Origin of the sequence: Nonomuraea sp. NPDC050383 (assembly GCF_044459125.1) — a bacterium.
Lineage (GTDB): Bacteria > Actinomycetota > Actinomycetes > Streptosporangiales > Streptosporangiaceae > Nonomuraea.
Genome location: NZ_JBITIP010000016.1, coordinates 1 through 21,605 on the forward strand (window position 1 = coordinate 1; position 21,605 = coordinate 21,605).

The 21,605-nt window shown below is 69.6% G+C and carries 23 protein-coding genes and 2 pseudogenes; 13 read left to right on the plus strand and 12 right to left on the minus strand.

The window, feature by feature from the left end:
• Positions 1-462 precede the first annotated feature (462 nt).
• The 5 genes and pseudogenes from ACIBG4_RS31930 to ACIBG4_RS31950 all read right to left on the minus strand — a co-directional run bounded on the left by ACIBG4_RS31930 (position 463) and on the right by ACIBG4_RS31950 (position 2,895).
• Positions 463-708: an SDR family NAD(P)-dependent oxidoreductase gene (locus ACIBG4_RS31930; protein WP_397204947.1), complete on the minus strand. Its 246-nt coding sequence runs from the start codon at positions 706-708 to the stop codon at positions 463-465.
• 63 nt (positions 709-771) lie between these two features.
• A complete protein-coding gene (locus tag ACIBG4_RS31935) occupies positions 772-1,509 on the minus strand; it encodes an IS5 family transposase (protein ID WP_397205291.1) in 738 nt (245 codons plus the stop codon).
• Between the two features lie 89 nt (positions 1,510-1,598).
• Complete coding sequence (locus tag ACIBG4_RS31940) at positions 1,599-1,997, minus strand: MBL fold metallo-hydrolase (protein ID WP_397204949.1); 399 nt, start codon at positions 1,995-1,997, stop codon at positions 1,599-1,601.
• A gap of 89 nt (positions 1,998-2,086) precedes the next feature.
• A pseudogene (locus ACIBG4_RS31945) lies at positions 2,087-2,305 on the minus strand (MBL fold metallo-hydrolase); the annotation flags it as partial.
• A 44-nt stretch (positions 2,306-2,349) separates the two neighbouring features.
• A complete protein-coding gene (locus ACIBG4_RS31950) occupies positions 2,350-2,895 on the minus strand; it encodes an isochorismatase family protein (RefSeq protein ID WP_397204951.1) in 546 nt (181 codons plus the stop codon).
• A 49-nt stretch (positions 2,896-2,944) separates the two neighbouring features.
• Between ACIBG4_RS31950 and ACIBG4_RS31955 the strand changes: the two genes are divergently transcribed.
• Both ACIBG4_RS31955 and ACIBG4_RS31960 read left to right on the plus strand, forming a co-directional pair.
• A complete protein-coding gene (locus tag ACIBG4_RS31955; protein ID WP_397204953.1) occupies positions 2,945-3,397 on the plus strand; it encodes a MarR family winged helix-turn-helix transcriptional regulator in 453 nt (150 codons plus the stop codon).
• A gap of 752 nt (positions 3,398-4,149) precedes the next feature.
• Positions 4,150-4,536 (plus strand): hypothetical protein, encoded by a 387-nt coding sequence (locus tag ACIBG4_RS31960; RefSeq protein WP_397204955.1) that lies wholly within the window; start codon positions 4,150-4,152, stop codon positions 4,534-4,536.
• A 219-nt stretch (positions 4,537-4,755) separates the two neighbouring features.
• On the opposite strand, the gene ACIBG4_RS31965 is transcribed toward ACIBG4_RS31960, so the two are convergent.
• Entirely contained in the window at positions 4,756-7,926 is a 3,171-nt protein-coding gene (locus ACIBG4_RS31965) for an ATP-binding protein (protein ID WP_397204957.1), read from the minus strand.
• Between the two features lie 141 nt (positions 7,927-8,067).
• Between ACIBG4_RS31965 and ACIBG4_RS31970 the strand changes: the two genes are divergently transcribed.
• From ACIBG4_RS31970 to ACIBG4_RS31985, 4 genes are all read left to right on the plus strand, one after another.
• Positions 8,068-9,219 carry a serine hydrolase domain-containing protein gene (locus tag ACIBG4_RS31970; protein WP_397204959.1) on the plus strand — a complete coding sequence of 384 codons (1,152 nt, stop codon included), beginning with the start codon at positions 8,068-8,070 and terminating at the stop codon, positions 9,217-9,219.
• Between the two features lie 82 nt (positions 9,220-9,301).
• Positions 9,302-10,045, plus strand: coding sequence for a DUF4097 family beta strand repeat-containing protein (locus tag ACIBG4_RS31975; RefSeq protein WP_397204961.1), 744 nt, complete (start codon positions 9,302-9,304; stop codon positions 10,043-10,045).
• Between the two features lie 34 nt (positions 10,046-10,079).
• Entirely contained in the window at positions 10,080-10,628 is a 549-nt protein-coding gene (locus tag ACIBG4_RS31980) for a serine hydrolase (RefSeq protein ID WP_397204963.1), read from the plus strand.
• Positions 10,621-11,256: a serine hydrolase domain-containing protein gene (locus ACIBG4_RS31985; protein ID WP_397204965.1), complete on the plus strand. Its 636-nt coding sequence runs from the start codon at positions 10,621-10,623 to the stop codon at positions 11,254-11,256. Before ACIBG4_RS31980 ends, ACIBG4_RS31985 begins: the two co-directional genes overlap by 8 nt.
• 351 nt (positions 11,257-11,607) lie before the next feature.
• Here the strand turns inward: ACIBG4_RS31985 and ACIBG4_RS31990 are convergent.
• The 3 genes and pseudogenes from ACIBG4_RS31990 to ACIBG4_RS32000 form a co-directional block, all read right to left on the minus strand.
• Positions 11,608-12,453: pseudogene (locus ACIBG4_RS31990) on the minus strand (Tn3 family transposase).
• 260 nt (positions 12,454-12,713) lie between these two features.
• Positions 12,714-13,367, minus strand: coding sequence for a DUF4158 domain-containing protein (locus ACIBG4_RS31995; RefSeq protein WP_397204967.1), 654 nt, complete (start codon positions 13,365-13,367; stop codon positions 12,714-12,716).
• Between the two features lie 187 nt (positions 13,368-13,554).
• On the minus strand, positions 13,555-14,301 hold the full coding sequence (locus ACIBG4_RS32000) for a TioE family transcriptional regulator (RefSeq protein ID WP_397205293.1): 747 nt from the start codon (positions 14,299-14,301) through the stop codon (positions 13,555-13,557).
• A gap of 488 nt (positions 14,302-14,789) precedes the next feature.
• On the opposite strand from ACIBG4_RS32000, the gene ACIBG4_RS32005 reads away from it, so the two are divergent.
• Positions 14,790-15,623 (plus strand): alpha/beta fold hydrolase, encoded by an 834-nt coding sequence (locus ACIBG4_RS32005; protein ID WP_397204969.1) that lies wholly within the window; start codon positions 14,790-14,792, stop codon positions 15,621-15,623.
• A gap of 20 nt (positions 15,624-15,643) precedes the next feature.
• Positions 15,644-16,246: an AraC family transcriptional regulator gene (locus ACIBG4_RS32010; protein ID WP_397204971.1), complete on the plus strand. Its 603-nt coding sequence runs from the start codon at positions 15,644-15,646 to the stop codon at positions 16,244-16,246.
• 62 nt (positions 16,247-16,308) lie between these two features.
• Here the strand turns inward: ACIBG4_RS32010 and ACIBG4_RS32015 are convergent, their stop codons facing one another.
• Positions 16,309-16,908, minus strand: coding sequence for a class I SAM-dependent methyltransferase (locus ACIBG4_RS32015; protein ID WP_397204973.1), 600 nt, complete (start codon positions 16,906-16,908; stop codon positions 16,309-16,311).
• 23 nt (positions 16,909-16,931) lie between these two features.
• Complete coding sequence (locus tag ACIBG4_RS32020) at positions 16,932-17,918, minus strand: helix-turn-helix domain-containing protein (RefSeq protein WP_397204975.1); 987 nt, start codon at positions 17,916-17,918, stop codon at positions 16,932-16,934.
• 191 nt (positions 17,919-18,109) lie between these two features.
• Between ACIBG4_RS32020 and ACIBG4_RS32025 the strand changes: the two genes are divergently transcribed.
• The 4 genes from ACIBG4_RS32025 to ACIBG4_RS32040 all read left to right on the plus strand — a co-directional run bounded on the left by ACIBG4_RS32025 (position 18,110) and on the right by ACIBG4_RS32040 (position 20,090).
• Positions 18,110-18,451 (plus strand): VOC family protein, encoded by a 342-nt coding sequence (locus ACIBG4_RS32025; protein WP_397204977.1) that lies wholly within the window; start codon positions 18,110-18,112, stop codon positions 18,449-18,451.
• Positions 18,448-18,906 carry a pyridoxamine 5'-phosphate oxidase family protein gene (locus ACIBG4_RS32030; RefSeq protein WP_397204979.1) on the plus strand — a complete coding sequence of 153 codons (459 nt, stop codon included), beginning with the start codon at positions 18,448-18,450 and terminating at the stop codon, positions 18,904-18,906. The genes ACIBG4_RS32025 and ACIBG4_RS32030 overlap by 4 nt, the downstream gene beginning before the upstream one ends.
• Before the next feature lie 54 nt (positions 18,907-18,960).
• Complete coding sequence (locus ACIBG4_RS32035; protein WP_397204981.1) at positions 18,961-19,401, plus strand: iron chaperone; 441 nt, start codon at positions 18,961-18,963, stop codon at positions 19,399-19,401.
• Positions 19,402-19,514: 113 nt separating this feature from the next.
• Positions 19,515-20,090, plus strand: a complete 576-nt coding sequence (locus tag ACIBG4_RS32040) for a DoxX family protein (protein ID WP_397204983.1) — start codon at positions 19,515-19,517, stop codon at positions 20,088-20,090.
• Between the two features lie 167 nt (positions 20,091-20,257).
• Here the strand turns inward: ACIBG4_RS32040 and ACIBG4_RS32045 are convergent, their stop codons facing one another.
• Complete coding sequence (locus tag ACIBG4_RS32045; RefSeq protein ID WP_397204985.1) at positions 20,258-21,007, minus strand: SDR family oxidoreductase; 750 nt, start codon at positions 21,005-21,007, stop codon at positions 20,258-20,260.
• 82 nt (positions 21,008-21,089) lie between these two features.
• On the opposite strand from ACIBG4_RS32045, the gene ACIBG4_RS32050 reads away from it, so the two are divergent.
• Complete coding sequence (locus ACIBG4_RS32050; RefSeq protein WP_397204987.1) at positions 21,090-21,596, plus strand: RrF2 family transcriptional regulator; 507 nt, start codon at positions 21,090-21,092, stop codon at positions 21,594-21,596.
• Positions 21,597-21,605 lie beyond the last annotated feature (9 nt).

A 21,605-nucleotide genomic window follows, 5' to 3' on the forward strand; every position in this document is an offset into this window, starting at 1 on the left:
AGCGGCGCCGTCTCCGCGCTCGCCGGGGCGTCGTTCATCGCCGGCGCCGCCGCGGACAGCCCGACGCTGCTCAACGCCGCCGGCTACGCCATCCCCGGCGGCGTCTTCTTCCTCGTCTCGGCCATCCGTCTCGGCCGCATCACTTCTGCGTCAGGCGCAGGGCCGGCGTGTTGATGTCGGAGACCTCGTCCAGCACGTAGGACCAGCATGTGCGCCATCGACGAGCGTGTCCCTGTCCTTCGAGAGGAAGACGAAGCCGTCGACGAAGACCCCCGTGAGCGCCCCTCGGTGGTCCTCGCCCAGGTCGGCGGCGGGTTTGAAACGGTCTCAACCCGGTCCAGGAACTGGCCGAGGCCCGCGATGGCGAGGGCGTGGTGCTCGTGCGGCCTCTGCTCGACCGGCCCGCATACCTGGTCAGCCGGCACGAGGATGTTAGCCAGGTGCTGGCGGACCCGGCCCGGTTCAGCAGCGCGATGATGCCGTTCCCGGTCGCTCCCGACCCTTCTCGTGCAGAGCGGCCATGCGCAAGGCCGCGGTCCACTGTTCGTCGTCGGTGTCCAGGAACCCGACGGGCTGGATCGCGTCTCCGGCGCCGGCGTTGTTGACCAGCAGGTCTATGCCGCTCAGCTCGGCCAGGGCGCCGTCGATGAGGGTGGTCACGCCGGCGGCGGTGCTCAGATCAGCGGAGACGGGGCTTTTCCGTACCATGGGCCCAGTTCCACCAAGAAGCCATACGCGCAACGCGCAGCCCTAGAGCCTGTTTTGTGGATCTCATGTGAGCCATAGCAACAGGCAGATGATGGTGGCACCTGCCTGGTAGTGAACGGCGAGCTTGTCGTAGCGGGTGGCGATGCCTCTGGCCTGCTTGAGCCGGTTGAAGCAGCGTTCGATGACGTTGCGACGCTTGTAGCGGGCTGGGTCGAACGCGCAGCGCCGGTGCCCTCGATGAGCTCGCCCGGCCAGTTGGTCGGCGCGTTCAGGGATGGTCGCGCCGATGCCCCGCCGACGCAGATAGGTGCGGATGGCCCGCGAACTGTAGCCCTTGTCAGCGATGACATGCTCCGGTCGGGTGCGGGGCCGGCCCCGACCGAGGCGAGGGATGCGAAGGGCCGCCATCACCTGGGTGAATGGGGTGCAGTCGTTGATGTTGCCACCGGTGACGACGAAGGCCAGCGGCAGACCGCGCCCGTCGGTGGCCAGGTGCAGCTTGGTGGTCAATCCACCGCGCGAGCGCCCGAGCTGATGGGCCCGCACGATGGTCGAGTCGACGCAGACAGCTGACCAGTCCACCGCGCCTGCCGCATCGTCATGAGCTTGGACGTGCTCCAGCAGCCGCTGCCACGTCCCCTCCGCTGACCAGCGACGGAACCGCTGATAGATCGTCTGCCAGGGGCCGTACCGTTCAGGCATGTCCCGCCAGTCGGCACCGGTGCGGATCTTCCACATGGCCGGTAGCAGCGGCGCGATACGTTCCCACGCAGCATCCGTTAACTCATGGCGACGAACCATGTACCCATCGAGCCACACCCGAGCTCACCGCGCTGCCCGAAACGGCGAATCAGGCGGCTGAACACTCCTTCTGATCCACAAAACACTGCCTAGCCCTTCCTGACCTCCTCGCTCACCTGGGCCGGTGAGGTGCGCCAGGGGGCGCCGTGGCCCGGAAGCACCCAGGATGCCGGCAGCCCGGCGAGCCGGTCCAGGGAGGACAGGGCTTCGGCTGGGTCGTCGGTGAAGGGCGCGGGCTGCGGGCCCGTGCGCCCCGTGAGGACGTGCCGCGTGGTCAGGGCGTCGCCGACGAAGACCGCGTCGGCCAGGGGGACGTGGATCGCCACGCTTCCCGGTGAGTGCCCCGGCATGCCCACGATCACCGGCTTCCCGGGCAGGTCCAGGACGTCGCCGTCGCCGATCTCGGTGACCTCGCTGACGTAACGGGTGCGCAGGCCGTTCTTGCGGAGGGAGTAACCGAAGAAGCCGAGCGTCGGGCCCAGGCGCATGGGCCCGAGCGCGGTCTTGGGCTTCTCCCCGTACGGGTACGGACCGCGTCGGCAGCATGCACGAACACCGGAACGCCGTGCTCGCTGCGCAGGCGTTCGGCGAAACCGATGTGGTCGGAGTCACCGTGAGTCAGCACGAGTCCGCGGATGTCATCGACGGACTTGCCGAGGGACCGCAGTTCGTCCTGCAGATCCCGCCAATGGCCGGGCAGCCCCGCGTCGATCAGAGTGATGCCCTCATCGGTGTCGACGAGGTAACACGCCACGACATCGTTACCGAGGCGATGCAGACGGGGTGCGAGTTTCATGGGAGCTCTTTCGGGGTCTGAGGGCGAAGGGGCGGATTGGGTTGCTAAACCATCAGGTCGTGCAGTGCGGTGATGACGTCGCGGCCGGTGGGGGTGGTGAAGTCGCGCACCATGCTCGTGACGAAGCTCGCCACCGACGTCACCGTGCCGCCCGCTGCCTCGATCTGGCGGAGTGCCGCGTTCTCCGTACGCTCGGACATGCCGCCGCTGGCGTCGACCAGAACGATCACGTCATAGCCGCCGGCCAGGGCGTCGAGTGCGGTGTGCAGGACCACGATCTCCGAGGTCACGCCGCATATGGTCAGCGTTTTGCGGGCCTCGGCGGCGATCGCTTCGCGCCATGCCTCATCGTCCCAGCAGGACGGTCCGCTGCGCACGAACGGAAGCGTCTCGGGAAGTTCGGCGATCACGCCGGGCCCACCGGGGCGGGGTGCGGCCGACACGGTGAACGGGATGTCCAGCGCCTGCGCGACCATGCCGAGAACCCCGGCCGAGCGTCTGATGGTCTCGGGGCTGTTCGTCCTGCTCAGGGCCACGATGCTGTCCTGCAGGTCGGCGAAGACGATCTGCGGGGCGCGGTGATCGAGCATCGATCTCATCTCTAATCGTTCATAGTCTGAATGATTTATGGACGGTATCATGCTGAATGTGAACGATGTCAAATGGACCGAAACGCTCAGCTTCCGGCTCAGCACCCTGGGCGTGCTGGTCGCCGATCAGTACGCCCAGACTCTGGCCGTCCACGATCTGAAGCCCAAGCACGTTGGCCTGCTGGAAGTCCTCGGCTCGGGGCTGGCCGTCTCGCAGCTCGAGATCGCCAAGCGGATGCGGGTGGCACCCAGCCTCGTGGTGTCCCTCGCCGACCACCTCGAGTCCATGGGCGCCATTGAGCGGCTCCGCGATCCGGCCGACCGTCGCCGCCAGATTCTGAGCCTCACCGGCGAGGGGCGTGACCTCCTCGCGGAATGTACTGCCAAGGCGCTCGTTCTCGACGCGAAACTCGCCGCCGACCTCACCTCGTCCCAGCACGCCGCGCTCAGCGAGGCGCTCAGCCGCCTGGCGGCGTCCTACGGTCTGCCTGTGCGTGAATGATCAGATGCGGGTACGGCACGCCGTCGTCAGCATGTGGTGGCTTTCGGCGGCGGTATCGGCTGGGCGCCCGCACCACGGGTGCCACCGGAATACGGCAGAGACTTGATCCTCGATTGGAATCACTTCTCAGTTGCCCCAACCGCGCTGTGCCGTCCCTGCTGCCGGTGGCCAGAATCTTGCCGTCGAGGCTGAACGCGGTACGGGCATCGGCCAGGCGGGCCAGGGTGACCGCGTCCTGCTCGCGTGCCGCGCTGGTGGCCGCGGCTGACCCGCGCACCCGAGCGCGCCTGCCACACCGCGAGAGCCTGCGGCGCCAGGTCCGGGGGTGGGAGGCTGGCGAGCACCTGCCGAGTGAGCGATTTCAGCTGTTACTGCCGCCTGCTCGGCCTCGTCGGGGAGTTCGCCCAGATCACCGGGTGGATCGCGAGCGACGCCGGGGAGCACCAGCGCGCCGCATCGGCCTCTGCGAGCGCTCCCGCTACTCGCCGACGTGCTGAGCCGCTACGACGCCTTGCACACGGGCGAGCTCGCGCTCTACCCGTCGTGGCTGGCGGTCGCCCTGTCGACGCCCACGAACCGGAAGAGGCGTGCGCGGCCGCCGGCCGGATGCTCGACCTGTCGGCCGGGATGAGCAGCGAGCGACTGCGCCGGCGGGCCACCCGCCACCTCCGCAGAGCGCCGCGGAAACGCCCGAACCACCGTGACACCATTGATCTCCCGCGGATGAGCTCGTCAGCCGAAGGCTGCTCCAGGTGACGGTGTCCTGGCACACCCATCCCAGCGCCGACCAAGCCTCACTGGTGCACATGTGGTTGCACCTGAGCGACCTCGGCCCACTCCGCTTCCACACCGCCCCCGACGCCTCGCTCGAGCTGACGCTCGATCAACCACACGACTCCTATGACATGGACGAGTACGGCCAGGTCATAGTCGGTCCCGCCCCAGACAATTTCCTGATGGGCCGATTCGTCGGCCAGCCGATCCGGGCCGTTCACCGCATCATCGACCACCGGATCGAGACGGAGATCGGCCTCCGGCTCGAACTCGATCACGGCGAGGTGCGCATCCTCAACCTGGGCGACGAACTGGTCATCACCGACACCGCCCTGCCGGACGCGCTCGAAGCCGCCCTCCGCTGACACTCCCCCGCGACATTCAGCGCGCTGAACGCACGAGGCGAACAGGCGTTGAGATGCCGAACCCACGTGAGTTTCCGCTCCCGGTGAGCTGTGTGATCGCACGGAGACAGGCGATGAACAAGCAGACGGAGACCCAATGGGTGCTGCCGCACTTCGCCGACCTGTGCGGCACATTGCTCTTTTCCTCGTACTTGGCCTGCCTCATGTACGACAATCGGCTCAAATGCCCCTGCCACCCTGGACTTGTACACGTAGCTTTGTCAGACGGTCGGTGGCCTCGTGTGGGGGCAGGTCGGCGCCCCGTTCATAGGCGCTGTCGTAGTCGGTACGGCCGAGCGACTCCGCGAGCATCTCCGAGAGGCAGCGCAGTTCGGTGTCGCCGTGGTCGAAGGCGCCGCGGATGGCCTGACTCAGGCCGAGCGCGGTGGCCGCGCCCGCCGGATCGCCCTCCAGCGACAGTAGCTTGGCCAGGAGTTGAGCAGCCAAGGGGACCTCCATGATCGCCTGCGCCGCCTCGACAGCGCGGGGCATCATTCCGCGGGCGCGTACGGCCTCGCCGGCGGTGAGGAGGTTGGCTACCCGAGCGAGGAGCAGCCGAGGGTCGGTGGCCTCCGCCGGCTGGGGCAGCTTGCGCAGGAGCGCCTCCATCCGGTCGAGCGCTTGATCGGCGCGTTCGACCTCTCCGGAGCGGCGGTGCAGTTCTGCCTGGACGCCGAGCACCTCGATCTCCAGCGCCGGCTGGCCACGCCGCCAGGCCGCTCGTTCGGCGGTGTCGATGTCGCGCCTCGCGCCGGCCAGGTCGCCGGCGCGCATACGTTCCGTGGCGAGCCCGAGCCGGCTGGAGACCTCGTCCTGCGAGCCGAGGTCGGTGGCGATCGCGAGGCTGTGCTCATAGGCGCTGATCGCCTGGTCGTGGTCTCCGGCGATGGCGTGGATCTGGGCCAGGCCGTACAGCGCCTTCGCCGTCCACCACCGATCGCCCGTCTCCTCGAACAGGCGCAGTGCCGTGGTCATCGCGGTCGCGGAGCCAGCCCGGTCGCCCTGTTCGCGATGGCGCATGGCTTCGATCATGAAGGTGCAGGCGATCGCCCAGCGGTCCGGGCCGCTGCGCACCCGGGCGATCTCTTGATCGAGCAGCTCGTCCAGCCCGGGTATCGCCGCCATCACCAGCACTATCGTCAGCAGCATCGGATAGCGGCGCAGCGCGCCCGTGCGCGCGCAGTCGCCGATGAGCGCGCGGAGCCGCTCGTGGTCAGTGATCGGCCCGCCCTCGGCGCCCACCAGGTGGATCGCGGTGAACGCGGCGCGGGCGTCCGCGGGCAGCGCGTCGCCGAACTCGGTGACCTTGGCGATGTAGGTCTCGGCTCGGGCGTCGTAGCGGAGCATGACCCAGTACCAGTACAGCGGTCCGAGTATCCGGGCCGCGGTCTCGGCGTCGTCTCCGTCGATGGCCGTTTGCAGGGCGTACATCAGGTTGTCGTACTCGGCCTGGAACAGCCGCAGCGACTCCGCCTGCTTGTCCGAGCGCAGCAGCGGCTCGTGTTCGTCGGCCAGGTCCGCGAAGTACCGGGTGAGCCCACGCAGGACGGCGTCGGTCTCTCCTGCGAGCCGGAGCTTCCCCGCCGCGTGTGCCCGGATGGTCTCCAGCATCCGGTAGCCGTCGCCTGTCCGCTCCACGATGGATTTGTCGACCAGGGAGTTCAGAAGGTAGACGACCTCGTCCGCGGGAAGCGTCTCATCCGCGCAGATTGCTTCGATCACCGCGATACCCGTCCGCGCCGGAAATATCGACATCCGGGCGGCCAGCGTGCGCTCTTGTGAGGTGAGGAGATCCCAGCTCCACTCAATGACCGCATGCAGCGTCTGCTGGCGGGGCTGGGCGGTCCGGTTACCGGTGCTGAGCAGCCGGAAGCGGTCATCCAGCCGCCGGGCGATCTGCTCGGCGCTCATGGTCCGCAGGCGTGCCGCGGCCAGTTCCAGGGCGAGCGGCAGCCCGTCCAGCCGGCGCACGATGTCCACGACCGGCCGCGCCGTCGAGGCGTCCAGGGCGAAGCCGGGTCGTACGGCTCCCGCCCGGTCGAGGAACAGCCGCACCGCGGCCGAGGCAGAGGCACGACCGCGATCCGCGTGCGCCGGGGGGAGGCCGAGGGGTTCCAGGCGGCACAGCGCCTCACCCATGACGTCCAGCGGTTCCCGGCTCGTGGTCAGGATGGTCAGGTCCGGACGGCGCTCCAGCAACTGCCCGGCGAACTCCGCGACGGCTCCGGAGATCTGCTCGCAGTTGTCCAGAACCAGCACGCCCTCACCACCGGCGAGCAGGTTGACCACCCGCTCCAGCAGCGTGCCGGCCGGCTGGGCTCCGGCGAGGCTGATCGTGCTCAGCACCGCCTCCACCAGCCCGTCGGCCGTGTTCACCGCGGCCAGGGAGACCAGCCAGGCCCGGCCTCGCTGATGGACCCGATGCCGGCTGACGGCCTCCACGGCCAGCCGGGTCTTGCCCACTCCTCCGGGGCCCACGACGGTGACCAGCCGGGAGGACTCCAGCAACCCGGCCAGCAACCTCAGCTCCTCCTGCCTGCCGACGAAGCTGGTGAGCTGGGCGGGCAGACGTCCTGGCACTGCGTGCGGCCGGACCTGTCGCGCCTGGGGGTACTCCCGCTCACCCCGCAGTACGGCGAGGTAGGTCTCGCGGAGGTCCTCGGAGGGGTCGACGCCCAGTTCCTCCGCGAGGGTGCCGCGGACCCGGTCGAACACGGCCAGCGCGTCGGACTGGCGGCCTGCCGCGTGCAACGCTCGCATGCGCAGTCCGGCCAGCCGTTCGCGCAGCGGGTGACCGGTGGCCATGGCCGCCATATCGGCCAGGATCTCGTCGTGGTGGCCCAGTCGCAGCTCCGCCTCGAAACGGTCTTCCTCTGCCGCGACCCGTAGCTCGTCCAGCCGCGCGCCGGCCGTGGCGGCGAAGGGCGTGTCACGCACGTCGGCCAGCGCGTCTCCCCTCCACAGCGCCAGCGCCTCGTTCAGCAGCGAGGCCGCTCGCCGCACGTCACCCGCGGCCAGTTCGCGACGGCCCCGCTTCGCCTTCTCCTCGAACCGGCAGGCGTCGACGTCCTCGGCGCGTACGTGCAGGCGGTACCCGCCGGCTGCCCTCTCCACGACCTCGGCCTCGCCCAGAGCTTTGCGCAGCCGATGCACCAGCCCATGCAGTGCGTTGACGGTGCCCCCGCGCGGATGCTCCCCCCACAGGCCGTCGACGAGTCCGTCGACCGGCACCATCTCGCCCTCGGCCAGAGCCAGCCGGGCCAGCAGCGCTCGGACCATGACGCCGCCGACCTCGATCGGCGTGCCATCGTCGGCACGGGCCCGGACCGGTCCGAGCAACTCCATCCGCATGCACAAAGGCTATGAGCACAACGACGCGCACGTGCCGTTTGAAAGTGGCGCCATACCGGCTAAAAGAGCGTTCAAAGACGCATGTAAGCGCCGGTGGACATCGTGGAGGACGTACGGAAGAAACGTCCGAAAGGCAGTGCAATGGCAGCCCACGAGAACGTGCAGCAGGTGCTCGACCGGTCGGTGGCCGAGGTCGGCATTCCCGGCATCGTCGCCGAGGTCAAGGACGGCGACCGCACCTGGTTCGGCACCGCCGGCGTGGCCGACATCGCAACCGGCTCCCCGCGCGTGCCGGGCGAGTACTTTCACGCCGGCAGCAGCGGCAAGGCCTTCACGTCCGCGACGCTTCTGGCCCTGGAGGCCGAGGCCCGTCTCAGCCTCGACGACACGGTCAACGCCCACCTGCCCGGCGTGCTGGACGTCAACGTCAACGGCTACGACGGCGACAAGATCACCATCAGGCACCTGCTCAGCAACACCAGCGGCCTGTTCGCCACCGGCCTGGCCCCGGAGGTCAGCCACCGCTACGCCACCCGCTCCGGGTTCGACCGGCATCGCTTCGACACCTTCAGCACCGAGGAACTGCTGCGGGTGGCGGTGTCCCAGCCGCCGGTCGGTGCGCCCGGCGAACGCTTCGAGTACGCCAACGGCGGCTTCTACATCGCCGGCGCGATCATCGAGAAGGTCACCGGCAACAGCTACGCCGACGAGGTCGACCGCCGGGTCGTCCAGCCGCTCGGCCTGACCCACACCCGCGTGCGCCCCACCACCGAGACCGGTTACCCCAGTCCGCACCCGCGAGGCTACTCCTCCCAGTTCCTCAAGGACGGCGCCGACCCGGCCGCGCTCACCCCGGAGAACTGGGAATCGCTGATGGAGGAGCCCGGCCTGCCGCCTCTGGACGTCACCGAGTTCAACTCCTCTCTGGGCTACGCGGCCGGCAACGTCGTCTCTACCACGACGGACATGATCCGCTTCTTCACCGCGATGACCACCGGCAGCCTGCTGCCGCCCAAACAACACCGGCAGATGTGGACCACGGTCTCCACCGAGGGCGGCTACTGGATGCCGCACGCCCGCTACGGCCTGGGCATGTTCGAGTTCGACGAGCGGGCGACCGGCGGCCGGACGCTGCGCGGCGTCGGCGGCAGCCTCTGGGGCTCCTTTTTCTTCGCGGTCGGCACCCCCGACGGCCGGCACACCGTCGCCGTGCACACCAACACCGAGTGGAAGTCCTGGGACCTCATGTTCAAGGTCATCGAAGCGGAGTTCGGCGTTTCCATCGATGCGTAAGCACGCCGCCCGCCACCGACCCCCGCTGAAAAGCGAACCACCCATGGATACCTTTGACACACCGGAGCCGATCGTCGCCGCCTTGTCATTCACCGCGGCCGACATCCGCATCAGCGCGACCCAGCGCACCGACACCACCGTCGAGGTACGGCCGGCCGATCCGGCCGACGCCACCGACGTCGCAGCCGCCGAACGCGCCCGCGTCACCTACGCAGGCGGCCGCCTGACGGTCAAGGACCGCTCGAGCATCCGATCTCTTCCCGGACGCGTCGCAGTGACGGTCGAACTGCCCAACGGCTCGGCGCTCGACATCAGCCTCGGCGACGGGCACCTGAACGGCCAGGGCCGCCTGGGCAAGGTACGGGCCCACGTCTCCCGTGGCCATATCCGCCTCGCCCGCACCGGCGAGTCGCGCCTGAGCACCGACGACGGCGACATCACCGTGGCCACGTCCGGGGGCCCGGCTGCCCTCACCACCGCCCACGGCCAGATCAAGGTCGGCGAGAGCATCGGTGCCACCGTGATCGGCAACGGCGCCGGGAACGTCACGGTGGACCGGGCGGCAGACGGCCTGCGCGTGACCGTCGAGCAAGGCGCCGTCGAGGTCGGCGCGTTGGCGCGCGGGCGCGCCGATCTGGACGTCGGCGCCGGGACGATCAGCGTCGGGATCCCGAACGGCACCGCCGTACTGGCGGACGCCAGGACCGCGCTCGGCAGGGTCCACGACAACCTGGGCGACGACTCCGAGGTGTCCGGCGGCGACACCGTCGAGCTCCACGCCCACGTCACCCAGGGCGACATCCTGCTCCACCGTGTCACCAGCTGACTCACGTATTCCCCTACGCCAACACTCCACCTGTATGAAGGGCGATCGACCCATGGCCAAGATCCTCCGTACCACCGCTTGCCTGCTCGCCGCCGCAGTCGCCGTGACCGTAAGCGCGTCGCCGGCGGCGGCCGACGACCACGCCGACCGCCGCACCGACGACCACGCCCGGCTCCAGCGGGTGCTTGACCAAGCCGTGGCCGACGGCATGCCCGGCGCCATGGCCGAAGTCCGTGACGACCGCAGGTCATGGTTCGGTACGGCAGGCGTGGCCGACACCGACACCGGCCTCAAGCGCCGCCGGCAGGAGTACTTCCGGGCCGGGAGCACGACCAAGACGTTCGTCACGGTCGTGGTGTTGAAGCTGGTGGCCGAGGGCCGGCTGAGCCTGGACGACACCGTGGACAAGTGGCTGCCTGACGTGGTGAAGGGCAACGGCCACGACGGCAGCAAGATCACCATCAGGCAACTGCTCAACCAGACCAGCGGCATCTTCCCCTACACCTCGGATGCGGACCTGGCGACCGAAGAGTCGTTTCCGCAGCTACCGTCCCGAGCAACTGGTGAAGATCGCCATGGGTAACCCGCCCTCCTTCGCGCCTGGCAAGGGGTGGGGCTACTCCAACACCAACTTCACGCTCGCCGGAATGATCATCGAGAAGGTCACCGGCAGGTCCTACGCCGAAGAGATCACCCGGCGCATCATCCGCCCGCTCGGCCTGCGGAAGACGTACCTGCCGGGCGAAGACACGAAGCTGCGCAAGCCGCACGCACGGCACTACGTCAAGTTCCTGGTCGGCGAGGACACCACAACCCCCTACGACCTCACGGACATGAACCCCTCCTGGGCCGGGTCAGCCGGCAGCATCGTCTCGACCATGGGCGACCTGCACACCTTCTATCGGGCGGTGCTGAGCGGCCGTTTGCTGCCGCCCGCGCTGCAAAAGGAGATGTTCACCACCGTCTCCACCAAGGGCACGCAGTGGATCGACAACACCGCCTACGGGCTCGGCGTCTTCTCCCAGAAGCTGTCGTGCGGCGTGACGGTCTGGGGCAACGGCGGCAGGATCCACGGCTCCTGGACCTACGCGATGGGCACCCGAGACGGCAGGCACATGGTCGTCACCAACATCAACGGCGACTGGGGCAACCCGATCAGCATCCTCACCAAGGAAATGGAAGCCGAGATGTGCCCGCCGAGATCACGATGACCGCTCAATAGCACCCGGCTCATCCGGCCTCACGGGCACGAGGCCGGATGAGCTCGCGCACCGCATGCGGCTCGGCGGACACCTTCCCGGCCATGCCGAACCTGGAGCGCGCCGGCAGCAGCCAGGCCGTGAGTCCCGGTGGTCAATGGCCAGGAAATTCCGGCGCGGTCTCGGCGCGGCGGGCGGCGTCCTGGTTGGGATGCTCCGGCGCGCCGGCGACGAACCGCTGGTTGCCCTCCAGCAGCGTCGCCAGGCATCATCGGGCGTTAGCGTCAGCATCTCGGTCATGACCGCACGCTACCGGGACTGCTGAACCGGCTCCGCGCAGACGACCCGCCAGCGCCTCGGAGATCACGCGGCCAGTTCGAGGTCGGTGAAGTCGAGCTCTTTCAGCAGGGGCCGAACGGATCCGGCCGATGGCGCAGCTCGTGGTGGCGTACGCGCCGAAGCGGCTGATGTGGGCCCGCAGGTAGGGCGCGATCTGGCCGAGCTGGTCGGCGGTGATCTGCCAGCCCTCGGCGACCAGCTGCCGCAGATGATCTTCTCGGAGGCGCGGAAGAAGATCAGGTCTTTGAAGTTGCGGATGCGTGGCATCAGGTCGAACCCGAACAACGTGGCCAGCGTGAAGACCGGGAAGTTCTGGCCTTGGGTGTCGGCGTGCACGGTGGAGGGCTGGATGTCGGAGGTGTTGGCCAGCAGCCCTTCGATGAGGTGCACCGCCTCCCACACCCCGCACGGGATGAACCGGGAGAACAGCGCCACGTAGGTGTCGGAGATGTAGTGGTAGGCGATGCCGCCGAATTCTCCCTACCGGATGCTGGTCTCGGCCAGGAGATTGTCGATGTAGGTGTCCACCTGGGTGCCGTCGGCGGCCACCGTGCTGCCGTCCCCCCCCAGGCCTTGATCACGTCCAGCTCAGGCGAAGGCGTTGACCACATCGGCGATCGCGGCGTTCAGCTTCTCCAAGGTGATATGCCGGTTGCGGACCATGGACAGCTCGCGGGCGGTGACGCCGGAGATGTGCTTGGCCGCCTCGTACGGGCCGATGTTGATGCCGCCGGTGAACACGGCCAGCGAGTACCGCCCCAGCTTGTCCTTGATCTTGGGGTCGGAGCCGGAGGCGGGGCTGAAGTGGCGATACCAGGTGAGCCAGTGGGCGGTGCGCGCGACGATCGACAGCAGGGAGCGTTCGGGCATGCGCCGCTCGATCTCGGCCGCCAGCCGCTCGGCCTCCGCATCGCTGCCCTTGCCGCGGCGGCGTTTGAGGGTGGGCACGCCACCTTCGTCGATGACCAGGTCGGCGTTGTCGCGGTAGCCGGCGTCCAGGTGCGCGGCCGCGGTCAGGTGGGCGTCCTTGAGGTGGGCGACGAAGCCGGCGGGGGTGGAGGCCGACCTTCTCGCAGAAGGCGGCCAGCTTCGGCTGGCACTCTTCCCAGGGCAGCAGGTGCGCGCTCCAGTCAGCGTACTCGCCTGAGCCGAGGACGGCCACGTCGCCGGTGCGCAGTTCCTCGGCCAGGTAGCAGAGCACCATCGCCTCGAAGTGCCGCCGCGCCACCATGCCCGGCCGTCTGCGGTCGGTCACCGCGCGCCGCCAGTTGCCGCAGGCGAACGCGATGCCCGACTCCGGAGCGTCCTCCTCCACAGCCGGGGACAGCGGGATGAAGTCGCGGCGCTTGGGTGAGTGCTCGCGGGCGTGCGCCAGCGCGGCCAGCACCCGAATCGTCGCTGGAGGTGGCCTTCAGCCGCAGCTTGCCCGCCAGCTCGAACAGCGTCGGCCGGTCCTTCTTGAAGAACCGGTACACCACCAGCTCGTGCGCGTCGCCGTGGAAGGCGGCCACCTCCTCGATGTCGGCCAGCTGCGCGGCGAACCCGCCGGCCTGCTCCACCGCGGCCCGGACCGCCTCGTCGTGTACCCGAGCAGTTCCAGCCGTCGCCGGAGCAACTACGTGGTCGATCACCACCTCGAGAATCTCATCCGGGGACGGGAAACGCGCCATCTTCTGAAAGCACTTCAACGCCAGCACCAGCGCGAAGCGCGACTCCGGCCTGCCGGTGCGCTGTTCGGCCCAGGCCACCTCCTCCGACGATGGCGTGAAGAGCACGTGCAGCACCCGCGCCTAAGTCAGCCGCTTGAACTGCGTCGGAAACCGTAGCGATGATCAACTCTGCCGAACGGCCGTGTTCATCATAACGTAACCAAACCCAAGCGGAGGGTCACATCACCCGACAAACGAACCCTCTGGGCAGTCACCTCAACACCCCACTATTCCTTTCTCCCGTACTTGGTCTGCCACCCGGTTACGGGCTGCGGGTACCCGGCTCGTCTCCGGCCGGAGCAGGTCGGCAGTCGAGGTAGGCGTCCAACGCGGCGGCCCCCGTGAGCATGGCGCGGCTCCTGGCCGAGAGGCGGGCGTGCCAGTCGCGCAGCGTCGACTCCAGCGGTGCGACGCCGCCGGCTGAGTGGACCTGGGCGATCAGCGGGGCGATCTGCTCCAGCAGGTAGCCGCCCCTTCTGAGCTGGTGGGCCAGCCGGGCGTCACGTACGTCGGCCGCGCTGTAGATCCGGTAGCCCGTCTGCGGGTCGCGGCGCGGCCGGACCAGGCCGGCGCGTTCCCATTTGCGCAGGGTGGCCGGGCGGATGCCGAGCCTTCTCGCCAGCGGGCCGACGAACGTGTCGCCGCGTTCCTGCGGCACGGGCGCGAGGTCGCGGAGCGCGGCTTCGACGGCCTGGAGGGTGCGGCGGTCGTCGAGGAGCTGGGCGTGGCTCTCGTCGATGAGCCGCAGCGCGTCCTCGGTCGCGCCCCGGTTGACCGCCTGCATGATGGACGTGGCCGTACGGTGGCCGTGTCCGGGCACGAGGGCGAGGAACGCGCGCAGGGCCTGCGCGTGCAGCGGCGTGTAGGTGCGATAGCCGTGGGGGGTGCGTTCAGCGGCCGGGAGGATGCCGGCGTCCTCGTAGTTCCTGATCGCCTGCGTGGACAGGCCGTGCCCGCGCGCCAGGTCGACCGGCCTCAGCCGTGCGCCGTTTTGAAGGTTACGTCCCATGAGCCTGCCGATGCCGCGAAAAAGTTTCAACGAGAGCTCAACAATACCGTTGACGGCGTGATTGCTGGGATCAAGGACGCTGTCCATGCCGTCATGAGGCCGCTCCCGGCTGGGCCGCGGCCGCTCGCCCTTGATACTTCGGACGGCGGCAGAACGACGATCGAGGGGGGTGCAGTTGCGCCGCCCTCGATCGTTTCCACGCGCCTACCAGCGCAGTTCCCCGGTTTCGTCCTGGAACGTTCCTGTCGGACCGTCCGCGTCAAGGGTTGCCAGGCGCACGACAGTCCTGGCGCTCTCTTCCGGCGACCTTCCGATTCCGCAGGCCGCGGTAACCTTCCTCCGGGAACCGATCCGGGGCTCCTGGCCCGCTTCCGGGCGGCCCTCGCTGGACGTGGACGTCCCACACAGCCGCCTCACCCCGTGCCAGGCGAGCCAGAAGGGAACATTCCTCCAATACACCGGCCCGCGCCGGCCGCGACAGTGGCCGCATGACATCTCATGACGTGCAGCCTGCCGAGGACCCGACCCTGTCCCTGAACGACGACGACCTCCACGTGTGCCAGGACGGCCCCAGCGACTCCCCCGCACTGCTGCTCATCCACGGGTCCGCATCCTCGACCCGCTCGTGGGACGCGATCGTCCCGATGCTGACCGGATCCCATCGCGTCATCCGGATCGACCTGCTCGGGCACGGCCGGTCGGCCAAACCGTCCGACCGCAGCTACGCGCTCCCGGACCAGGCCCGCCGGGTCGGCGCGGCCCTGGACCGGCTCGGCGTCAGGCACGCCATGGTCGTCGGCCACTCCAGCGGCGGCGCGGTCGCCACCGCCCTCGCCGAACAGCGGCCCGACCTGGTGACCGCGCTCGCGCTCATCAACACCGGCCCCAGCCTGGACGCCTTCATCGCGCCGCAGTCCGCCGCGATCAGCCCCTCGCAGTGGCCGCCGACCGACGAGCAGCTCCGCCAGTTCGCGAGCACCGGTTTCAGCCGCGCCGGCTACCTGATCCCACAAGAGCTCCTGGACGAGGTGCGCTGCATGACCTTCCACACGCTCACCGCCACCATGCAGGCCACCCGCGAGTACCTGGAGCAGCAGCCGCTCCCGGATCGGTTGCAGGCCCTCGGCAAGCCGCTACTGGTGATCTTCGGCCAGGACGACCGCAGATGGCGATCCTCCTCGGCCGCCGACTACCGCGTCGTTCCTGGCGTGAAAGTCGAGATGTTGCCCGGTCTCGGACACTCGCCCATTCTTGAGGACCCGCCGCGCACCGCCGCTTCCCTCCTGGCCTTCACCGCGGCCCACACCGTCCAGGCGCTCTGACCGGAGGTACCCTCACCCCGATGGAGACGACGCCACGTTTTGATGTCGGTCACGGCTATGCGCTCTACCAGGGACCATCGTGGGACACCGCCTTTCATCGTCACGCCGCCTTCCAGATAGCCATCGCGATCGGGGGCGAAGTGGGCATGGTGGACGACTCCGGGACCTGTCACCGCGCCGTGGCGCTCGTCGTGCCGCCCATGGCGCGGCATCGGATGCTGGCGACGACGGAGCTGCGTGTCTTCTTCGTCGAACCGCGGTGCGCGTTCGCCGACCGGTTGCGCGAGCGCTACGGCACCGGGATCGGCGTGGCTCCCGAACTGCTCCGGCTCAGTGACGACGACGTTCGCCGTGCCGGCGCGCGACCGTCCGGTGAGCTCGATCACCGGCTGCTCGCGGCGATGGACGCGCTGGTGGACGGGCAGGTCTCGATGCCGGATCTGTCCGCGCGGGTGGGTCTGTCACCGCAACGGCTGCGCGCTCTGGCGCGCGGCCAGTTGAGCATGCCGCTGGCACGGTGGCGGGTCTGGGGCCGGCTGCGCCGGGCGGTGGAGGCGCTGCGGGCGGGGCAGACACCGGCAGAGGCGGCGGCCGTGGCGGTTTCGCCGACCAGGCCCATCTGACGCGATGGACCCGCGAGATGATGGGCCTGACCCCGGCGGTCCTGCTGCCGGTGCTGCGCGGGTCAGCCGCGGAAGGCGACGTAGACCGAGATCGAACCGGTGAGCGTTGACACCACCTCGGCCTCCCGCACGTCGCCGAAACCGGCCCCGGCCATCAACTCCGGCACCACACCCTCGGCGTTCGGCCGGGTGTCCTCGACGCCGTCGGCGGCCTGCACCAGCCGGAACCCCAGACGCATCAGCCGGGTGCGCTGCAACCCGTAATCGGCGATGACCAGTTTCCCGCCCGGTCGCAGCACCGCGTGCATCGAAGCCAGAATGGCCTGCTTCGTCCCCATCGGGCATTGGTGCAACACCAGGCTGGACACCGCCGTGTCCGCCACACCGGTGCCCACGATCTCCGGCAGCGCGTCGCCCATGCCGGCCTCCCACCGCACGGTCGCCCCGACGGCCGCGGCCTTGCGCCGGGCGATCTCCAGCACGCTGCGATCGGGGTCCACCGCCACCACCCGTGCCCGCGGCTCGGTGCGGTGCAGCAACAGTGCCGTGGAGCCGGTGCCGCATCCCACATCGACGATCACATCGTCCGGTCGTGGCGCGACATGCATGACGGCCAGTGCGCGCCACAGCCGCTCGCGGGTCAGCACGAGTTTTCGGCTCACCGGTTCTGCGCAATACCGCCGAGTCACTTGGCGGAGGGTTGGCGGCGGAAGTCAGCGGGGGTGCGGCCGTACCAGCGGTGGAAGGCGCGGCGCAGCGCCCGCACGTCGGAGAAGCCGACGCGGGCGGCGACGGCGTCAATGGTCAGGCCGGTGTCGCGCAGCAGGCGGGTCGCCTCGGCCTCGCGGACCTTCTCCACCTCCTCCCGCCAGCTCGTGCCCTCCTCGTGCAGCCTGCGCTGGAACGTGCGGGAACTCATGGTCATCCGCCGCGCGACCCGGTCCAGCGAGGGCGGGCCGTTGGCGAAGCTGTCGGCGATCTCGGCGTGCACCTTGTCGAGCCAGCCGAGGATCGGCCGCGCGTTGCTGATCGAGTGGACAGCGTGGTCGCGGACGATGGCCGCCAGCGCCGGGTCGGCACCGGGCAGCGGCGCGGTCGCGTCAGCGGGGGCGAAGGTGATGGACGAGACGGGCGCGTCGAACTGGATGTCGCGGGTGCCGAACGCCTCGACGAGGTGGGCGTGCGAACGGGGCGGCTCGCCGGCGACGGTGATGGCGACGGGTGTGACCGGCCGTCCCAGCGCCGCCCCGGCCTGACGGAGCAGCAGGCCCAGCACGAACTCGCCGATCAGCGCGCCGACGCGGCCGAACGTGGGGACCGGCCGGGTGGCGACCGTAAGGCGGCCCGCCGCGTCCCGCCGCACGACGAACGCGCTGTCGGGGTCGGTGATCGCGGGCAGGTGCCGGGCGGCGAGGTCGAATGCCTCGCCCAGGTCGGCTGAGGACTTGATGACGTAGTCCCAGACGTGGAACCGGCCGGGAGTCCACAGCTGCGCGACCCGCGGAGCACCCCCGGCCTCCGCGAAGGCCGCCGAAGAGACCTCCCAGACGCGCGTCAGCAGCATCGTCGGAACGCGGATGCCCTGCCGGTCGAGGACGCCCACGCCGGGGAGGCGGTTGAGCTCGTCCGGGGAGACGCCCGCCGTTCTCGCCGCTTCTAGGACTAGACGCACCACATATGGCGGCATTGACCCTTTTGTCGCCTCCGGCACGGGTGACAGCTTAAGGCAGCGCCGCATGCCGCGCTTCCGGCGGATCCAGTGGCGGCTTGGGTCCCCTCTGTGGCGCGTTCTGGTCTCACTGGCGGCGCGCCGGCGTCCGTAGGTTCGGCACATCGCAGAACGCCGACGAGAACGGAGCCGCCATGGCGAACGCAAAGACGATCATCTATCCGGTCAGGGACCTCGCCCGCGCCAAGGAGGTCTTCACCTCGCTGGCCGGGGCGGGGCCGTACGTGGACGAGGTCTACTACGTCGGCTACCGGGTCGGCGACCAGGAGATCGGCCTGGACCCCAACGGGCACCGGCAGGGCATGACGGGGCCGGTCTGCTACTGGGAGGTCGACGACATTCACGCAGGCCTGCAGCGGCTCCTGGTCGCCGGGGCCGTCCTGCGGCAGGACGTCACCGAGGTGGGCGGCGGCCGTCTGGTGGCCACCGTCACCGATCATGACGGCAACGACCTCGGGCTGGTCCAGGACCGATGAGCACCCGCAACCCGCCCCGCGCCCGCGCCGAGCGGCGCCGCGACACCGAGCACCGGCTGGCCCGCGACGTGGACGTCTGGGTGGCCAGCGCCTCGCCCGACGGCACGCCCCACCTGGTGCCGCTGTCATTCGACTGGGACGGCGAGACGCTGCTGCTGTCCACACCGGCCGGCAGCCCGACCGGGCGCAACCTCGCCGCCACCGGCACCGTCCGGGTCGGGCTGGGCGGCACCCGCGACGTCACCCTGATCGACGGTGAGGTCGAGGTCATGGAGATCGACGCGCTGACCTCGGAGCTCGGCGACCGGTTCGCCGCGCGGACCGGCTTCGACCCGCGCACGCTCACCACGCCGTACCGCTGGTTCCGCGTCACCCCGCGCCGCGTTCGGGCCTGGCGCGAGGAGAACGAACTGTCCGGCCGCGAACTGATGCGCGACGGCCGCTGGCTGGCCTGACGCTCACCCGGACCCACGGCGGACGCAACGACCCTTCACAAGGAGGAGCCTTCCATGAGCAGCACCTACACCGGATTCACGCCCGAGGAGCGGGCCGCGATGAAGGACCACGCCCACGAGCAGAAGGAGGCCGCGCGGCGCGGCTCACGCGCGGACAAGGCGGCCCAGGCGGAGCAGGACGTGCTGGCGAAGATCGCCGAGATGCCGGAAGCGGACCGCGCCCTGGCCGAGCACATTCACGCCATCGTCAAGGCGAACGCGCCGGACCTCGAACCGAGGACGTGGTACGGCATGCCCGCCTACGCCAGGGACGGCAAGGTCGTCTGCCACTTCCAACCCGCGCAGAAGTTCAAGACCAGGTACGCCACCTTCGCCTTCAGCGACCAGGCCGACCTTGACGACAACACCATGTGGCCCACCGCCTTCGCACTGACGAAGCTGACCCCCGCCAACGAGAAGGAGATCGCCGCACTGCTCAAGAAGGCCGCCGGTTAGGAGCCGAGCAGCACTGGCCATCCAACCGCGACGGAACCCCTGATCAGGCAGTCCATCCCACGGCTCGCCCGACGTCGCCGGACCAGCTGTAACCCCCACTAAGGAGACAAAACATGACATCGCACACCAGCGCGCACCCCCATGACGTCCGAGACAAGGAGCAGCGGCCCCAGTCCCGTGGAACGTGGGTGACCCTCAACCGGACGCTCTGGACGCTTCAGGTGGTGTCCGGCCTGTTCTTCGCCGGTAGCGGCTTCGGAAAAGTGTTGTTGTACGACGCAGCCCTGTATGCGGCGGCACCCCGGGCCGTGGCCTGGTACGCCGCGGTGCCGCAACCCCTGATCGTCTTCATCGGCGTCGTGGAAGTGCTGGGCGGCGTCGGCCTGATCCTGCCGGCGATGACTGGAGTCCGGCCGAAGCTGACGCCGCTCGCCGCCGGTGGCCTGACGCTGACGATGATCCTGGCGGCCGGCTTTCACATCATGCGCGGCGAGTACGGACTGGTGCCCGCCAACCTGGTGCTAGGAGGCGTCGCGGCCTTCATCATGGTCGGGCGGTGGAACCTGCGGCCCATCGCGCCCGCGCACATCACCACAGCTCGCGTACTCAAGTCGATCATGGTCCTGGCCGGGCTTGCCCTGTTGGTGTTCGGCCCGACCTGGTACTCGATGACACACGTCCGATTCTGATCACCCGGTCGCGTGTTCGTCCGGCCAAGCCCACCTCGCCGGCTTCACCGCCGGCAAGGCCACGTGGACGAAGGAGTCGCACGCTCCGCAGTCACCGAAGTGATTCCGGCAGAGTGAGCGTCTCCGCGACACCGTCACCCACTACGTGACGGGGAGTTCCTGAGTCGTCACCGCACCCGCTGCTCCTCGAGCCACGCGTCGAACGTGGTCGGCGCGATGCGCGCGTTCTCCCCGGGCAGCAGCACGTTGCCGGCCATTCCCGGGTCGAACAGTCCCGACCACGTCGGCACGAGCTTCACCTCACGGCCGCGCGCCCGCAGCGTGCGCCGGGCCATGTCGACGAGATCCTGCGGCTCGGGACCGGCGACGTCGGCGTGGCGCCCCTGCGGCTCCCCCACCGCGACCTCGGCCAGGATCCCGGCCACGTCGGCCGGTGCGATCGGCTGCACCAGCAGCGGCGCGATCGTCGCGACGCCGTCCCGCTCGGTCCAACCGGCCACCATCTCGGCGAAGTCGTGGAACTGGGTGGCCGGGACGATCGTCCACGGCACCGGCCCCGCGGACACCAGGCGCTCCTGCTCCCGCTTGCCGGCGTAGTGGGCGTTGCCCTCGACCCGGTCGATGCCGACGATCGACAGCAGCACATGGTGACGGACGCCGGCCCGCTCCCCGGCGGTGAGCAGGTTGCGGGTGGTGGCGCCGAAGTACGCCACCGTCTCGTCCACATCGGCGGCCGGGCCGTTGGTGGCGTCCACCACCGCCTCGACGCCGCCCAGGGCGTCGTCCAGGCCGTCACCGGTCAGCAGGTCCACGCCGAGCGAGCGGCTGATGCGCACGACGTCGTGCCCGCCCCGTTCGAGGGCGGCCACGGTCAGGGATCCGATGGCGCCGGTCGCGCCGGCCACGGCGATACGCATGACGTTCTCTCCTTCTCGTCGGTACCCAGCGACCATATCTCGGACTAAGCAGATCCTCAATATCCGCGATATGCTGGTGATCGTGAAACTGCCCGTGAGCACCGAATGGCTGTTGCACTGCGCCACCTCGCTGGCGCAGTTGGAGCCTGGAGCCACTGCGTCGGCGGCCCAGCTCGCGGACTACTACGACCTCCCGGCGCCCTACCTCGCCAAGCAGCTCCAGTCGCTCGTCAAGGCCGGCGTGCTGTCGGCCACGACGGGGCCGCGGGGCGGGTTCCGGCTCGCCCGGCCCCCCGGGGAGATCACGTTGCTGCAGATCGTGGAGGCGGTCGACGGCGCGTCCTCGCCGTACGAGTGCCGCGAGATCCGCCGGCAGGGACGCGGCGCGCTGCCGGCCGAGGACTGCCTGGGCGCCTGCGTCCTGGCAGTCAAGATGGCCGAGGCGCACCGCGCGTGGCGCGACAGCCTGGCCGGGGTCTCGCTCGCCGACATCCTGTCCGAGCTGCCCTCCTCGGCGCCTCCGCGCACCCGGTCACTGCTCACGGGCACCAAGGACTTCCGGCCCCGGCGGCAGAGCCCGTTCGGCTGACGCACCGGA

Coding starts and splice junctions, on each gene's coding strand:
- ACIBG4_RS31930 (WP_397204947.1), bottom strand. CDS start 708: ATGGTACGGAAAAGCCCCGTCTCCGCTGATCTGAGCACCGCCGCCGGC.
- ACIBG4_RS31935 (WP_397205291.1), bottom strand. CDS start 1,509: ATGGTTCGTCGCCATGAGTTAACGGATGCTGCGTGGGAACGTATCGCG.
- ACIBG4_RS31940 (WP_397204949.1), bottom strand. CDS start 1,997: ATGCGCCTGGGCCCGACGCTCGGCTTCTTCGGTTACTCCCTCCGCAAG.
- ACIBG4_RS31950 (WP_397204951.1), bottom strand. CDS start 2,895: ATGCTCGATCACCGCGCCCCGCAGATCGTCTTCGCCGACCTGCAGGAC.
- ACIBG4_RS31955 (WP_397204953.1), top strand. CDS start 2,945: ATGCTGAATGTGAACGATGTCAAATGGACCGAAACGCTCAGCTTCCGG.
- ACIBG4_RS31965 (WP_397204957.1), bottom strand. CDS start 7,926: ATGCGGATGGAGTTGCTCGGACCGGTCCGGGCCCGTGCCGACGATGGC.
- ACIBG4_RS31970 (WP_397204959.1), top strand. CDS start 8,068: ATGGCAGCCCACGAGAACGTGCAGCAGGTGCTCGACCGGTCGGTGGCC.
- ACIBG4_RS31980 (WP_397204963.1), top strand. CDS start 10,080: ATGAAGGGCGATCGACCCATGGCCAAGATCCTCCGTACCACCGCTTGC.
- ACIBG4_RS31985 (WP_397204965.1), top strand. CDS start 10,621: ATGGGTAACCCGCCCTCCTTCGCGCCTGGCAAGGGGTGGGGCTACTCC.
- ACIBG4_RS32000 (WP_397205293.1), bottom strand. CDS start 14,301: ATGGGACGTAACCTTCAAAACGGCGCACGGCTGAGGCCGGTCGACCTG.
- ACIBG4_RS32005 (WP_397204969.1), top strand. CDS start 14,790: ATGACATCTCATGACGTGCAGCCTGCCGAGGACCCGACCCTGTCCCTG.
- ACIBG4_RS32010 (WP_397204971.1), top strand. CDS start 15,644: ATGGAGACGACGCCACGTTTTGATGTCGGTCACGGCTATGCGCTCTAC.
- ACIBG4_RS32025 (WP_397204977.1), top strand. CDS start 18,110: ATGGCGAACGCAAAGACGATCATCTATCCGGTCAGGGACCTCGCCCGC.
- ACIBG4_RS32030 (WP_397204979.1), top strand. CDS start 18,448: ATGAGCACCCGCAACCCGCCCCGCGCCCGCGCCGAGCGGCGCCGCGAC.
- ACIBG4_RS32035 (WP_397204981.1), top strand. CDS start 18,961: ATGAGCAGCACCTACACCGGATTCACGCCCGAGGAGCGGGCCGCGATG.
- ACIBG4_RS32040 (WP_397204983.1), top strand. CDS start 19,515: ATGACATCGCACACCAGCGCGCACCCCCATGACGTCCGAGACAAGGAG.
- ACIBG4_RS32045 (WP_397204985.1), bottom strand. CDS start 21,007: ATGCGTATCGCCGTGGCCGGCGCGACCGGCGCCATCGGATCCCTGACC.